Source organism: Acidobacteriota bacterium (assembly GCA_009861545.1).
Taxonomy (GTDB): domain Bacteria; phylum Acidobacteriota; class Vicinamibacteria; order Vicinamibacterales; family UBA8438; genus WTFV01.
Window position 1 is genome coordinate 20,203 of the sequence record VXME01000084.1, and the last position, 13,847, is coordinate 34,049.

At 70.6% G+C, this 13,847-nt stretch carries 12 protein-coding genes; 6 read left to right on the forward strand and 6 right to left on the reverse strand.

Translation table 11 applies throughout. The features are described 5' to 3' along the window. Positions 1-24 precede the first annotated feature (24 nt). Together F4X11_13885 and F4X11_13890 are read left to right on the forward strand one after the other, a co-directional pair. Complete coding sequence (locus F4X11_13885) at positions 25-1,017, forward strand: hypothetical protein (protein MYN66101.1); 993 nt, start codon at positions 25-27, stop codon at positions 1,015-1,017. Then, the gene (locus tag F4X11_13890) at positions 1,007-3,223 is read left to right on the forward strand and encodes a carbohydrate binding family 9 domain-containing protein (protein ID MYN66102.1); all 2,217 of its coding nucleotides are present in this window, start codon (positions 1,007-1,009) and stop codon (positions 3,221-3,223) included. The genes F4X11_13885 and F4X11_13890 overlap by 11 nt, the downstream gene beginning before the upstream one ends. Here the strand turns inward: F4X11_13890 and F4X11_13895 are convergent. Beyond that, the gene (locus F4X11_13895) at positions 3,201-4,136 is read right to left on the reverse strand and encodes a methylenetetrahydrofolate reductase [NAD(P)H] (protein ID MYN66103.1); all 936 of its coding nucleotides are present in this window, start codon (positions 4,134-4,136) and stop codon (positions 3,201-3,203) included. The genes F4X11_13890 and F4X11_13895 overlap by 23 nt on opposite strands. A gap of 102 nt (positions 4,137-4,238) precedes the next feature. Here F4X11_13895 and F4X11_13900 point away from each other — a divergent pair, with 102 nt between their 5' ends. Then, a complete protein-coding gene (locus F4X11_13900) occupies positions 4,239-6,209 on the forward strand; it encodes an oligopeptide transporter, OPT family (protein MYN66104.1) in 1,971 nt (656 codons plus the stop codon). Continuing rightward, positions 6,206-6,661: a PqqD family protein gene (locus tag F4X11_13905; GenBank protein MYN66105.1), complete on the forward strand. Its 456-nt coding sequence runs from the start codon at positions 6,206-6,208 to the stop codon at positions 6,659-6,661. The genes F4X11_13900 and F4X11_13905 overlap by 4 nt, the downstream gene beginning before the upstream one ends. A 98-nt stretch (positions 6,662-6,759) precedes the next feature. On the opposite strand, the gene F4X11_13910 is transcribed toward F4X11_13905, so the two are convergent. Next, positions 6,760-7,701 carry a glycerophosphodiester phosphodiesterase gene (locus F4X11_13910; GenBank protein MYN66106.1) on the reverse strand — a complete coding sequence of 314 codons (942 nt, stop codon included), beginning with the start codon at positions 7,699-7,701 and terminating at the stop codon, positions 6,760-6,762. Positions 7,702-7,851: 150 nt separating this feature from the next. On the opposite strand from F4X11_13910, the gene F4X11_13915 reads away from it, so the two are divergent. Beyond that, positions 7,852-8,310, forward strand: coding sequence for an NfeD family protein (locus F4X11_13915; GenBank protein ID MYN66107.1), 459 nt, complete (start codon positions 7,852-7,854; stop codon positions 8,308-8,310). Positions 8,311-8,329: 19 nt separating this feature from the next. Then, positions 8,330-9,274 carry a paraslipin gene (locus F4X11_13920; protein MYN66108.1) on the forward strand — a complete coding sequence of 315 codons (945 nt, stop codon included), beginning with the start codon at positions 8,330-8,332 and terminating at the stop codon, positions 9,272-9,274. A 117-nt stretch (positions 9,275-9,391) separates the two neighbouring features. Here F4X11_13920 and F4X11_13925 read toward each other — a convergent pair whose 3' ends face one another. The 4 genes from F4X11_13925 to F4X11_13940 all read right to left on the reverse strand — a co-directional run bounded on the left by F4X11_13925 (position 9,392) and on the right by F4X11_13940 (position 13,827). Then, the gene (locus F4X11_13925; protein ID MYN66109.1) at positions 9,392-11,200 is read right to left on the reverse strand and encodes an NAD+ synthase; all 1,809 of its coding nucleotides are present in this window, start codon (positions 11,198-11,200) and stop codon (positions 9,392-9,394) included. A gap of 12 nt (positions 11,201-11,212) precedes the next feature. Next, entirely contained in the window at positions 11,213-12,079 is an 867-nt protein-coding gene (locus tag F4X11_13930) for a DUF3014 domain-containing protein (GenBank protein MYN66110.1), read from the reverse strand. Positions 12,080-12,190: 111 nt separating this feature from the next. Next, a complete protein-coding gene (locus tag F4X11_13935; protein ID MYN66111.1) occupies positions 12,191-12,631 on the reverse strand; it encodes a CHRD domain-containing protein in 441 nt (146 codons plus the stop codon). Then, complete coding sequence (locus F4X11_13940; protein ID MYN66112.1) at positions 12,628-13,827, reverse strand: CoA transferase; 1,200 nt, start codon at positions 13,825-13,827, stop codon at positions 12,628-12,630. The genes F4X11_13935 and F4X11_13940 overlap by 4 nt, the downstream gene beginning before the upstream one ends. Between the last annotated feature and the right edge of the window lie 20 nt (positions 13,828-13,847).

Sequence of the window (13,847 nt, forward strand, 5' to 3'; positions counted from 1 at the left end):
GTTCCCTCGCAAACCATGTGGAAGATGCGCATCGTTTCGGGGCTGCTGGCCACGATTCTCTCCGTGGCGCATTCCGCGGCTCAGCCTCCGTCGGGCGCGTTGCCGGCGTCGCCCGGCGACGACGCCCTCGTGCTCGTGGTCCCCTTCACCAACCTCGCCGGTGACCCGGCGGACGACTGGATCGGCGTCGGCATCGCCGAGGCGGTCGCCATCGATCTGCAGGTGACCGGGACGCCGGTGCTGCGCGCTACGGCGGCGGCGCGCGGGGACAGCGGTTCGGGCGGGGTTCTGGAGGTCGGCCGTCGGGCCGGAGCGGGTCGGGTGGTCAGCGGCGCCTACCAGCGCAGCGGAGACCTGATCCGCGTGACCACCCGGGTCCTCGACGTGGCGGAGGGAACCGTGCTCCGCTCCGCGACCGTGACCGGCCTGCTCGCGGACATCTTCGAGTTGCAGGACAGGGTGGCGGCCGAGCTGCGCATCGAAGCGGGGTCCGTCGAGTCACGGCCGCCGGCGCCGGCGGCGGCGGGAATGGAGCGGCCCGCGGGGCCTGCGGCAGCCGCGACCCGGTCGGATGCCCCGGCCGCCGGGGCCGCACCGGGCGCCGCGCCCGGACGCCGCGGGCCGTTCGGCCGGGCGGCGCCGCCCGCGGCGGCGCCGCCCGCGGCGCCCGGCGCGGCGCCGGCGCCGCCCCCCCGCGCCGAGCGCCCCCCCGGGGGGGGCGCCCCCCCCCCCGGGGCGCCCCGCGCCGCCGGCGCGCGCGCGGCGGGGGGCGGGGGCCGCGCGGGGGGCGGCGCCGGGGGGCGGGGGGCCGGGGGGCGGGGCGGCGCCGCCCGCGCCTCTCGGCGCGCCGTCGGCGCCGCCCGCGATTGCCGAGGCGCCTCCGGCAACGGAAGCCGCCGCCGCGGTCGCTCCCGGCGCCGCCGGCCGACCTGTCGTCGGGACCGCCGGCCTCTTCGTCGATGCGGGGCTCATCGACGGGCCGCCTGCGCCTGTGGCGCCGGCGGTGATGACACGTGACGAAGCGGGCCGTACGACGGTGCGCGCGATCCGCCTCGACGAGGGCATCCGCCTCGACGGCGTCCTCGACGAGCCGGTCTACGAGACGGTGCCGGCCATCACCGGCTTCATTCAGCAGGTGCCCGACATCGGGGCGCCGGCGACCGAGCGGACCGAGGCGTGGATCATGTTCGACGACACGAACGTCTACGTGTCGGCCCGCGTGCACGAGTCGGTGCCGGAGAGCCAGTGGGTCGCCAACGAGATGCGGCGCGACACCAGCCAACTCCGCCAGAACGACACGTTCACGGCTTTCTTCGACACGTTCTACGACCGCCGCAACGGCTTCAACTTCTACACCAACCCGCTCGGAGCGCGGGCCGACCAGCAGTTCACCAACGAGGGCAACCCCAACGCCGACTGGAACCCGGTGTGGGACGTGCGGACCGGCCGCTTCGCCGGCGGCTGGACGGTGGAGATGGAGATCCCGTTCAAGACGCTCCGCTATCGCTCGGAGCCGCCCCATGTCTGGGGCATCCAGCTCCGCCGGGCCATCCGGCGCAAGAACGAGTGGGTGTACCTGACGCGGTTGCCGATCTCCGCCGGTGGCGGCAGCGGCTCGGCCGGCATCTTCCGGGTCTCGGCGGCCGGGTCGCTGGTGGGTATCGAGCCGCCTCCCGCCAGCCGCAACATCGAGGTCAAGCCGTACGCCATCGGCGGCCTGACCACGGACCTGACCGCGTCCCCGCAGTTGGTCGACGAGGGCAGCGGCGACGCCGGCATCGACGTCAAGTACGGCATCACCCAGAACCTGACCGCCGACTTCACCTACAACACCGACTTCGCGCAGGTGGAGGTGGACGAGCGGCAGGTCAACCTGACCCGCTTCCCGCTGTTCTTCCCGGAGAAGCGCGAGTTCTTTCTCGAAGGACGGGGGATCTTCGGCTTCGCGCGCGGCGGCGTGACCGGCCGGTTCGGCGGCCCCGGCGGCGGCCCGGTGGGCGGAGTCTTCGGTGACGTGAACGTGCCGCAGCTCTTCTACAGCCGCAAGATCGGGCTGGAAGCGGGCCGCGTGGTGCCCATCGTCGGCGGGGCGCGGGTGACCGGCAAGATCGGGCAGTTCGACGTCGGGGCCCTGAACATCCAGGCCGGCGACGAGGTGGCCTCCCGTTCCGACCCGACCAACTTCACCGTCGTCCGCCTGCGGCGCGACCTCCTGCGGCGCAGCTCCGTCGGAGCGATGTTCACCAACCGTTCGGTCTCCCGGGTGGCCCCGGGCTCCAGCCAGGCCTACGGCGTCGACGGCACCTTCGCCTTCTTCGAGAACCTGAGCCTCATCACCTACGTCGCCCGGACCCGGGTCCCGGGACCGGACCATCGCGGCAAGGACATGAGCTACCAGGGCACGTTCGAGTACGCGGCCGACCGCTACGGCCTGAAGGTCGATCACCTGCTGGTCGAGGACAACTTCCTGCCGGAGGTGGGTTTCCTCCGGCGCGACAACTTCCGGCGCTCCTACGTCACGGGCCGCTTCAGCCCACGGCCGCAGTCGATCGAGAGCGTCCGGCAGTTCAGCCTGGAAGGGAGCATCGACTACATCCTCACCGCCGACCAGAACCACCTGGAGACGCGCCAGAACATCGTGGCGTTCCAGACCGAGTTCGAGTCGAGCGACCGGCTGACGTTTACCGCCACCGACAACTACGAGCTGCTGGTCCGGCCGTTTACGCCTCCGGGTTCGGGCTTCTCGATCCCGGTGGGGGGCTACAGCTTCGCCGACGCGCAGATCTCCTACTCCATCGGCCAGCAGCGGCGCGTCAACGGGACGGTGGCGGTGCGGCGGGGCGCCTACTTCGACGGCGATCTGACGTCGGTGGAGCTGAGCCAGGGGCGCATCGCGGTGCTGCCGCAGATGTCGGTGGAGCCGACGATCTCGTTCAACTGGATCGACACGCCGTACGGCGCGTTCCAGACGAACCTGGGCGTGACGCGGGTGAACTACGCGTTCAACCCGCGGATGTTCTTCAGCGGCCTGCTGCAGTACAACTCGGCCAGCAACTCGTTCGGCAGCAACCTGCGCCTGCGGTGGGAGTACAGCCCGGGCAGCGAGTTGTTCGTCGTATACACCGACGACCGCGACGTCACCGGCGGCTTGCGGCCCGACCGGGGTTGGGACCTGCGCAATCGCGGCTTCGTGGTCAAGTTCAACCGGCTGTTCCGCTTCTGACGGCTGGCAGCCCGGATGCCGCAAGCCCGAGATTCCGGACGATCGCCAGCGCCGATCGCGAGCGGTTGAGGCCGTACAGGTGCAGGCCGGGTGCTCCGCCCGCGAGCAGCGCCTCGCACTGCCGCGAGGCGAATTCGATGCCGAACTCGGTCACCGCTTCGTCGTCGTCCCCCAGCCGGTCGAGGTCGGCGACCAGCGCCGGGGGCAGCGTCGCGCCGCACAGCGCGGTGAAGCGCTTCACCTGTTTCGTGCTCAGGATGGGCAGGATGCCGGGCGTTATCGGCACGGCGACGCCGAGCGGGCCCGTCAGGTGGTCGACCATGCGGAAGTAGTCGGCGTTGTCGAAGAAGAGCTGCGTGAGGATGAACTCGGCGCCGTGGTCGACCTTGTCGCGCAGCCGCCGCCAGTCGACTTCCCTCGCCTCGGTGCAGTCGGGATGGCCTTCGGGAAAGCCGGCGCAGCCGATTGCGAACTCGTCGGACCGGGCCTTCAGGACGTCGATGAGCTGGTAGGCGTAGTCGAACCCGCCGACCGGCCGCACGAAGTCCGGCTCCCCCGGGGGAGGATCGCCGCGCAGGGCCAGGATGTTCTCGATGCCGAGTCCCGCCGCTTCGTCGAGGAAGCCGTTCATCGCCACGCGTGTGAAGCTGACGCAGGTGACGTGCGCCATCGCGGTCAGGCCGTGCTCCCGCTGCATGCGGTCGACGATCGACAGCGTCCGGGCGCGCGTCCCGCCCCCGCCGGCGCCGTACGTGACCGAGCAGAAGTCGGGGCGCGCCTCGGCCAGACGCGGCAGCACCCGCTCGAACAGGCTCTCGTCTCCCTGCGGCGTCTTCGGCGGGAAGAACTCGATGGAAACGACCGGCCGGCCGGCGGCGCCCTTCTCGGCGTAGATGTCGGGAATGCGCTTCACGGCAGCGGAAGTATACCGGCGGGCGAATGACGGACGGTCCGGGGGGCGGGGCGGCCCGTGCGGCGGGGTGACAACCGCCCACCCGTTGTGCAGAATGGCCGGATGAATCCGACCAGCGAGCCGTCTTCGCGTCCCTTCGTGCCGTTCGTGCCCGAATCGTCGGACCTGCCGGAGCTGACGTTTCGCGCGGTGCTGCTCGGCACCGCGATGGCGATCGTGCTCGGCACCGCCAACGCCTACCTGGGGATGCGGGCCGGCCTGACGGTGGCCGCCACCTTCCCGGCGGCGGTGGTGGCGATGGCGGCGCTGCGCCTGTTCGGGGGGTCGATTCTCGAGGAGAACATGGCGCGGACCACCGCGTCGGTGGGCGAGGCGCTGGTCGCCGGGGCCATCTTCACCATCCCGGCGTTCGTCATCAGCGGGGTCTGGGACGAGCTGCGCTATTGGGAGAGCACCGCCATCATGCTGGTCGGCGGCATCCTCGGCGTCCTATTCATCATCCTGCTGCGCCGCACCCTGGTGGTCGAGGCGGAGTTGCCCTATCCCGAGAGCGTGGCTGCGGCGGAGCTGGTCAAGGCGGGGCAGGGCGGAAGGCAGACGGGCGCCAAGTTCGTGTTCCAGGCGATGGGCGTCGCCGGGGGCTGGGAGCTGCTGAAGAACAGCAACGGCATCAAGCTGGTGGCCGACTCGGCCACGTGGTTCGTCTCGCTCGGACAGTCGACCATCGAGATGCTGGGCCGGCAGGTGAACTACGTGGGCGGGTTCCTGCTGCAGTCGCCCGCCGCATCGCCGGCGCTGCTCGGCGTGGGCTTCATCGTCGGGCCGCAGATTGCCGCCACGTTGTTCGCCGGGGCGGTGCTCGGCTGGCTGCTGCTGGTCCCGTTGAGTCTCTTCCTGAACCCGGCGCTGGCCGCCGGGGTGACCGATTCGGCCGGGTTCATCGAGCTCAGCACCGAGGTGTGGCTGCGGCAAGTCCGCCCGCTCGCCGTCGGGACGATGATCGTCGCGGCGTTCTACACGCTGTACAACCTGCGCACGTCGCTCATCCAGGGCATCGGGCGCGCCCTGGGCGACATCGGCTCCTCGCAGACGGAAGGCGCCGGCCGCCAGGACATCGACATCGACGTCCGGAAGACGCTTCTCGCAATCGTGGCGCTGGCGGTGCCCCTGTTCGGCCTCTACTGGTACTTCAGCGAGAGCGTCGGCGGCGCCTTCCTGCTGACCATCATGATGGTCATCCTCGGGTTCCTGTTCGCCGCAGTGGCCGGCTACCTGGTCGGCCTGCTCGGCAGCTCGAACAACCCGATCAGCGGTCTGACGCTCAGCACGCTGCTCATCGCCGCCGTCGTCATGGTCGGCATCGGGGTGACCGGATCCGGCGGCATCCTCGGGGTGCTGGCGGTGGCCGGCGTCGTCTGCTGCGCCTGCGGCATCTCCGGCGACATGTTGCAGGACCTGAAGGTGGGCCACATTCTCGGCGGCACGCCGTGGAAGATGCAGATCGGCGAGCTGATCGGCGTGACCGTCGCCGCCATGGTGCTCATCTGGCCGATGATCCTGATGGACCAGGTCTACGAGATCGGCAGCCCCGAGTTGCCCGCCCCGCAGGCCGGCCTCATGGCGCTCATCTCGCAGGGCATCGTCGGCGGGGACATGGCCTGGCCGCTGGTCATTGCCGGGATGGCCCTGGCCACCGTCCTCATCCTCATCAACGCGCCGTCGCCCATGCTGATCGCGGTCGGGATGTATCTCCCGTTCCCGTCGACGGCGGGCATCTTCGTCGGCGGCCTCGTGAGCTGGTGGCTGTCGCGCTCGCTCGACGAGCAGGCGGCGACCGGCGAGGAACGGACGACCGCGACCAACACCGGGGTGCTCCTCTCGTCCGGCTTCATCGCCGGCGAGGCGCTGATGGCCGTGCTGCTGGCCTTCGTGGTCGGAGCGAGCGAGGCGGTCCCGTGGCTGGTCCTGCCGCAGATCGCCGACAGCGCGCTCGGTGGAGCGCTCATCTTCATCCTGCTCTACTACATGCTGGTCAGGATGCCGCTGAACGCGATGCGCGGCGGCGGACAGTGACCGCCGGGCCGCCGCCAGCACGGGATTCAGAGGCGGACGCAGGTCTTGCCGGCGCGCGAGTAGCCGGTGTCGCGCCCGTTGAGGGGGTTTGCGCCGCCTCAGCCGGCGCCGAAGGCGCGCTGCCCGCAGATGCCACCGCGTTCTGGAACGCTTGCCCGCGCCGCCGCCTGGACTGGCGCGAGCTCGACGACGGGTGCTGCGTCGTGTTGCGCCCGCAGCTCGGCGAGGGACGCATCGGCCGCTGGATCGCCTCGAAGCTGGGCGATCCCTGCTACCGAATCCGTCTCGACGACGTCGGATCCTTCATCTGGAAGGCGTGCGACGGCGAGACGCCGCTGACGCAGATCGCCGGGCGGCTGCGTGCGGAGTTCGGTGAACGCGTCGAGCCGGCCGAGGAACGCCTCGCGCGGTTCATCCAGTCGATGCTGCGGTCGCGAATGGTGTCGAGGTGAGTTCAGGCGTCGGGGGCGTCAGCAAGCCCTTGCGCACCATGTCCGCGAGCATGGCGTCGGCGAGAATGGGACTCCGCTCGGCGCGCGGCGGCACGGGCTTACCGCGTGGTGTCGCATGACCGGGCCACCAGGGCCAGCACCTGGTCCGGATGGTCGGTGAACACGGCGTCGACGCCGGCCTCCATCAGCGCCGCCACCTCGCCGGCGAGGGAGTCGAACGTGGCGTCGAGCCGGTCGGCGCGCAGCGTGTAGGCGTGCACCTGCAGGCCGAGGGCGTGGGCCTGCCCGACGACGGCGGAATCCTGGAACACGAGCTCCTTGGGCACGCCGATGCCGATCGCGTAGGAAGCGATGCGGGTCAGGCCGGCGGGCGTGAGCTGGTCCGGCCGTGCGATGAGCTGCACGCGCGGCAACTCCGTATCGAGCACCGCGAGGGCCTCGGCGTCGAACGACTGAATCCGGATCGGCCATTCGTAGCCGGCGAGCTCCGCGAGCAGGGTGGGGGCCAGCTCCGGCTGCACGCCGGGACTCTTCAGCTCCGGATAGACGCCGACCCGGCGCCCCGTGGTGCGGTTCAGTCCGTCGACCAGCTCCAGGACGTTCGCCAGGCGCGGCACGCGGAACGTCCGGTGGGGGTAGCGGTCCGGCAGGGCCTCGACGATGCGCAGCCTCTCGATCTCCGCGTAGGTGAAGTCGGCCGCGTAGTGCCGGCCGTCGGCCCGCGCCCGGTCCGGGTAGCGCTCGGCGACGTCGGTGGTGCGATCCAGGGTGATGTCGTGCAGGGCGATGGCGACGCCGTCGGCCGTCAGTACGACGTCCGGCTCGATCCAGCCGGCGCCCTGTCCGTACGCGAGCGCGTAGGCGGGCAAGGTGTGCTCCGGCAGGTAGCCCGACGCGCCGCGATGGGCGAGGATCTCCATGCAGCCGTCCTTTCCGTCCGGCTCCCCGGTCGGGGTCCGGTCCTGGGCCGCGGCGGCCGACGCCGCCAGCACGACGGCGGCGCCGCTCAACGCGGCAACGAGTCTTGTCAGGCAGGTCATGGTTGCTGGCCTTTCACCTGGGGGCGCCACCGGCCTTTCACCTGGGGGCGCCATTCCCTCGGACGTATACACTGAGCAGCACGGGGTTGCCGCAGTCGGGAACCCGATTCGGCGCAGAGTCTAACCGGAAGCGGCGGTGGGGAGCACGAGATGTCCTGGTGGGGCTGGCTGATCATCGGATTCGTCCTGGCGGGCGCGGAGCTGTTGGCGGACGCGGGGTTCTACCTCGTCTTCGCCGGCGCCGCCGCGATCTGCGTGGGCCTCCTCGGACTCGCCGGGGTCGTCCTCCCGGCGTGGGCGCAGTGGGTGGCGTTCTCGATGCTCGCCATCGCCTCGGTGGTGCTGTTTCGGCGGAAGTGCTACGACCGGTTGCGGGGCGGCGGCGGCGGCGAGGCGGATTTACGTCATCCGGCAATCGGGGCGACGGTCGTCGTCGACGAGGACGTCGCTTCCGGCGGGCGGACCCGGGTGCGCCTGCAGGGGACGGAGTGGACGGCGGTGAACGTGGGCCCGGATTCGATACCGCACGGGTCCGGCGCCGTGGTGGTCGATACCGACGGCGTCGCCCTGGAGATTGTCGAGGCGCCGTCCTCGGAATCTGTTCATTGACTCGATACGGAGAACCATCATGGATGCCGGTTTCATCGTCGCCCTGGTGCTGGCCCTCGTCGTGATCGTCGTCATCGCGAAGACGGCGGTGGTCGTGCCGCAACAGAACGCCTACATCATCGAGAGCCTCGGCAAGTACTCGAGAACCCTGGAGTCCGGGTTCGCGCTGCTGATCCCGTTCGTCGAGCGGGTCGCCTACCGCCACAGCCTGAAGGAACGGGCGATAGACGTCGAGGAGCAGGTCTGCATCACCGCGGACAACGTGCAGGTGGGGGTGGACGGCGTGCTCTATCTGCAAGTGATGGACGCGCGCAAGGCCTCCTACGGGATCGGCAACTACCTGTTCGCAATCGCCCAGCTCGCGCAGACCACCCTGCGCAGCGAGATCGGCAAGATCGAGCTGGACAAGACGTTCGAGGAGCGCAGCCACATCAACCTGCGCGTGGTCGAGGAGCTCGACGACGCCTCCAATCCGTGGGGCGTCAAGGTGCTGCGCTACGAGATCAAGAACATCAACCCGCCGCACGACGTGCTGAGTGCGATGGAAAAGCAGATGCGCGCCGAGCGGGAGAAGCGCGCCACGATTCTCGAGTCCGAGGGTGACCGGGACGCCAAGATCAACCAGGCCGAGGGCGAGAAGCAGCGCGTCATCAAGGAGTCCGAGGCGGCCAAGCAGCAGCAGATCAACGAGGCCGAGGGCGAGGCGGCCGCGATCCTGGCGGTCGCCGAGGCGACCGCCGAGGGGCTGAAGAAGGTCGCCGAGGCGCTCAACGCGGAGGGCGGCGACAAGGCGATGCAGCTCCGGGTCGCCGAGGACTACCTGGAGCGTTTCGGAAACCTGGCGAAGGCGGGCAACACGCTGATCGTGCCGGCGAATCTGAGTGACGTGGCGTCCATGATCGGCGCCGCCACCACCGTGCTGAGGCAGGTCTCGGACGACGCCGGCGCCGCGCCGCGCGGATAGCGCCGCCGAGACCCGTCGCGAGGCTCCGTGCGCCGGCGCGAGCCCCGCGGGCGGCCTCGTCCGGCGGACATGCCCGCGCCGCGCCGATGGGGTGTGCCTTCCTCGGCGCGCCGCGGCTCAGCCTCCCGGCGCATAGCGGTTGGTGATCGGCAGCCGCCGGTCCTTGCCGAAGGCGCGCGTCGAGATGCGGACGCCGGGGGGGGCCTGGCGGCGCTTGTACTCCGCGCGGTCGACGAGTTGCACCACGCGATCGACGGTCTCCCGGGCGAAGCCGAGCGTCCCTATCTCGGCCGGGCTCCGGTCCTGCTCGACGTACGCTTCCAGAATCGCGTCCAGCACGTCGTAGGGGGGCAGGCTGTCCGAGTCGCGCTGGTTGTCGCGCAGCTCGGCCGTCGGCGGCTTGTCGATGATCCGCCGCGGGATCACCTCGCCGTCGCGGTTGCGCCAGACGGCCAGGCGATAGACCCAGGTCTTCAGCACGTCCTTCAGCACCGCGAAACCGCCGGCCATGTCGCCGTAGAGGGTGGCGTAGCCGACGCTCAGCTCGCTCTTGTTGCCGGTGGTCAGCACCAGCCAGCCGAACTTGTTGGACAGGGCCATCAGCAGGTTGCCGCGGATGCGCGCCTGCAGGTTCTCCTCGGCGACGCCGGGTTCCGTCCCGGCGAACGGCTCGGCGAGCGCGTCGCCGTACGAGACGGCCAGCTCCTCGATCGGCAGCTCCAGGAAACACGTGCCGAGCCGGCGGGCGAGGATCGCGGCGTCGTCGCGGTTCATCCCGGCGGTGTAGCGCGACGGCATGGAGACGGCGGTCACCGCGCCGGGACCGATGGCGTCGGCCGCAATGGTGAGCGCGAGGGCGGAGTCGATGCCGCCCGAGAGTCCGAGCACGGCTCCCGGAAAGCCGTTCTTCCGGATGTAGTCGGCGGTCCCAAGCGTAAGGGCGCGGTAGATCTCCGCCTCGGGAGACAGCGCGTCCGTGGCTTCGCGTACGGCCGGCGGCGGGCGTCGGGAGGGCGCCTGGTGGAGCCGGACAACGGAAACGCGGCCTGCATCCGGTCCGGGCGCAGGACCCCGAACGGTCGCTGCATCCGGTATCGACCGGTCCCAGCGCGCGTCGGACTCTCGCTGCTCGCGGGCGGCGGTCGGGTCGAGGTCCGCGACGAGCATGTCCTCCTCGAACGGTCTGCCGCGGGCGAGTGTCGTTCCGTCCGGTCCGATGACGAGACTGTGGCCGTCGAAAACCAGCTCGTCCTGCCCGCCCACGGCGTTGCAGAACGCGAGGAAGCAGCGGTGATTGCGGCAGCGGGCGGCGAACAGCTCCTCCCGCTCCCGGCCCTTGCCCCGGTGATAGGGCGAGGCCGAGAGGTTGACGACGACCTCCGCGCCGCCGTTCACGGCCGCCCATTCGGCCGGACCGCCCGGCATCCAGATGTCCTCGCAGATGGTGACGCCCACCCGCCGCCCGTCGAGGTCGACCACGAGCGATTCGGTTCCCGGCAGGAAGTAGCGGCGCTCGTCGAAGACGGCGTAGTTCGGAAGGTGGTGCTTGCGGTACAGCGCCGCGACCCGACCGTCGGCCAGGACCGCGGCGGCGTTGTGGAGCCGGGCGGTGGCGGGTGCGGCCCGGCCGCCGCCGGCCGTCCCGGACACCGCCGCCACGGGTTCCGGGACGCCGACGCAGGCAACGATGCCGGTGGCGGCGCCGGCCACCTCGCCGAGCGCGGCGGCGGCGTCCTGCACGAAGCTCGGTTTGAGCAGGAGGTCTTCCGGCGGGTAGCCGGTGAGCGACAGCTCGGGAAACAGGGCGATGTCGGCTCCCCGCTCCCGCGCCTCGCGAATCCGCGCCTGCAGAGCGGATACGTTGCCTGAAAGGTCGCCGACCACCAGATTCGACTGGCAGAGGGCGATACGGATCACGCTGGGCATCGAGGCCGCGCGCTACCGCTGCACGGCGTGGGGCCGGGGCAGATCGCGGAAGCCGAGGGCCACCCCGATCTCCCGGATCTTCTGCTGCACGCGGCGTTGGTTGTCCGGACCCATGCCGATCAACTGGCGCTGCGCCGGCGAGAGGTACTCGAGCGTCTCGTCGGCGTACAGATACAGCGGTCCGCGCGGGACCAGTTCGGGCTGGCCTTCGATGACCGGCGCGTTGAGCAGATGCGCCACCGCCCGCCACACGGTATCGCCGAATGCGTCGCCGGGCTGGCCGAGCTCTTCGTAGGCTTCCCGCAACAACGGACGCAGCCGCCGGTACAGCTCGGCGATGCCCTCCGCGTCGAGCGAGGCCACGAGGGCCGCCGCGTCGTCGTAGCGGGCGTAGCTGGCCGTGGAGATCCGTGGCGCCGACGTATCGCCGTCGATCTGGAAGCGGCCCTCGGGTCGGAGAAACGGTACGTGCTGGGAGGGATTCGTGCCCTCGGCCACGTTGTCGATGACGACGACGACCGTCCGCACGAGCTCGTCCGTGACGAGCCAGCTCGCCAGTTCGGGATTCGCGGACAGGTCCGCGACCAGCTCGCGAACGACCGGGTCGCTCTCGTTGAGCGGCGGCATCTCGAACACCGGCTCCGGCTCGGGTTCCGGCTCCGGCTCGGGTTCCGGCTCGGGTGGCGGAGGCGGTGGAGGCGGCGGAGGCGGCGGAGCCTCCACGACTTCCGGTTCCGGCTCCGGTTCGGGCGCGACGTCCACCAGGAGGTAGCCGACGATCGCGACGACAATCACGATGCCCGCGAGTCCGGCGGCGGGCGGCAGTTGCTTCACGCGGTTCAGCAGGTCCTGCAGCAATGTTGGGTTACCGTTCGTCATGCCGAAACTTCCCGCTGGAGCGTTCCCGGAAGCGGGAACGCCATGGAGCAGTGTTCACGCCGACCCGGCCAACGGGTCGAAATTGCATGCTACCACGGATGCCGCGGCGCCTCAGTCGTCGCGCCGCAGGAGCCAGCCGCGCAGCTCCCCGCCGGGGTTGTTCTCCGTGTGGATCTGCACGTAGTAGCGTTCGCCGCGGAGCTCGGTGAGCTGATCGTCGGTCAACGTGACCGTGTCGACGATTTCCCCGGCGGTGCCGGTCGTCCCGCCGACGTCTATCGCAAACGCGACCCCGCCTCGACGGGCCACCGGCGCGTTGTGCACGTGAGCCGCGGTCACTCCCGAGCTCAGTCCGTCGAACCGCACCGCGACCGTGAGCGCGTTGCCGGTCAGCTCGGCCGCGACGGATCCCGCACCGGAGATCGCCGACGTGGTACGCAGGTCGACCGGCATCCGCGAGAGGCGTTCGCCGTAACGCTCGGCATCCTGTGCGCCTGCCGCCGCGACCAGCAGCACCATGCACAGCGCCAGTCCCAGCTTGATGTTGATCATCGGTTCACTCCTCGCGTGATCGCGCCGACGGGTTGGGGACCGGTCCGGGAGTCGTCGTCCGTGCCGAGCGACTCCAGGATCTCTTCGTTGTGCTCGCCCAGCGCCGGCGGTCGGCGGTGAATGGCCGCCGGCGTCCGCGAGAGCCGGATGGGGTTGCCGAGGCTGCGCATCGTGCCGAGGCCGTCGTGCGGCATGTCGACGACCATGCCGCGCGCCCGCAGGTGCGGATCCTCCAGCGCCTCCCCGATGGACCGAACCTGCGCGCAGGGTACGTTGTGGGCGCGCAGGCGTTCGATCAGCGCGTCGCGCGTGTACTTCGCGAGGCGCGGCGTCAGCTCGGCGATGAGCCGCGGACGGTGGGCCATCCGGTCGGTGTTGGTGGCGTAGTCCGGGTGATGCTCGAGGTCGCCCGCGTTCACTGCGGCGCAGAATTGCTTCCAGAGCCGCTCGTTGCCGACGGCCACGACGACCAGCCCGTCCGCGACCTCGATGGTCTCGTACGGGGTCAGCGTGTGGTGCTGGTTGCCCTCGCGCCCCGGCTCCTCGCCGGTGTTGAAGTAGATCCCGGCCGGCAGCGCGAGGGCCGAGGTCATGGCGTCGAGCAGCGCGATGTCGACGTGCTGGCCCTGTCCGGTGCGGTCGCGGTCCCGCAGCGCGAGGAGGATGCCGTTCATCGCGTAGAGGCCGGCAAGGTAGTCGGTGATCGCGACTCCGACCCGCGTCGGCGGGCCGTCCGGATGGCCCGTGACGTCCATCAGTCCGCTCTCGGCCTGGATGACGGCGTCGTAGCCGGGGAGGTTCTTCTTCGGGCCGATCTGCCCGTAGCCGGTGACCGAGCAGTAGACGAGCCGCGGATTCAGCGCCGCCGCGGCTTCGTAGCTGAAGCCGAGCTTCGCCAGGCTCCCCGGCCGAAAGTTCTCGATCAGGACGTCGGCGGTCGCGATCAGCCGGCGCAGCGCGTCCGCGCCGTCCTCGGACTTCAGGTCCAGCGCGACGCTCTTCTTGCTTCGGTTCAGGCCCAGGAAGAAGGTGCTCCAGCCGTCGCGGTGCGGCGCCCAGGCGCGGGTGTCGTCGCCGTGCGCGGGTTCCTCGATCTTGAGCACCTCGGCGCCCATGTCGCCCAGCATCATCGCGCAGTAGGGGCCGGCCAGCACCCGGGTGAGATCGAGCACGCGCAGTCCGTCGAGAGGAGGCATCGGGTGCCGCGATTATATGC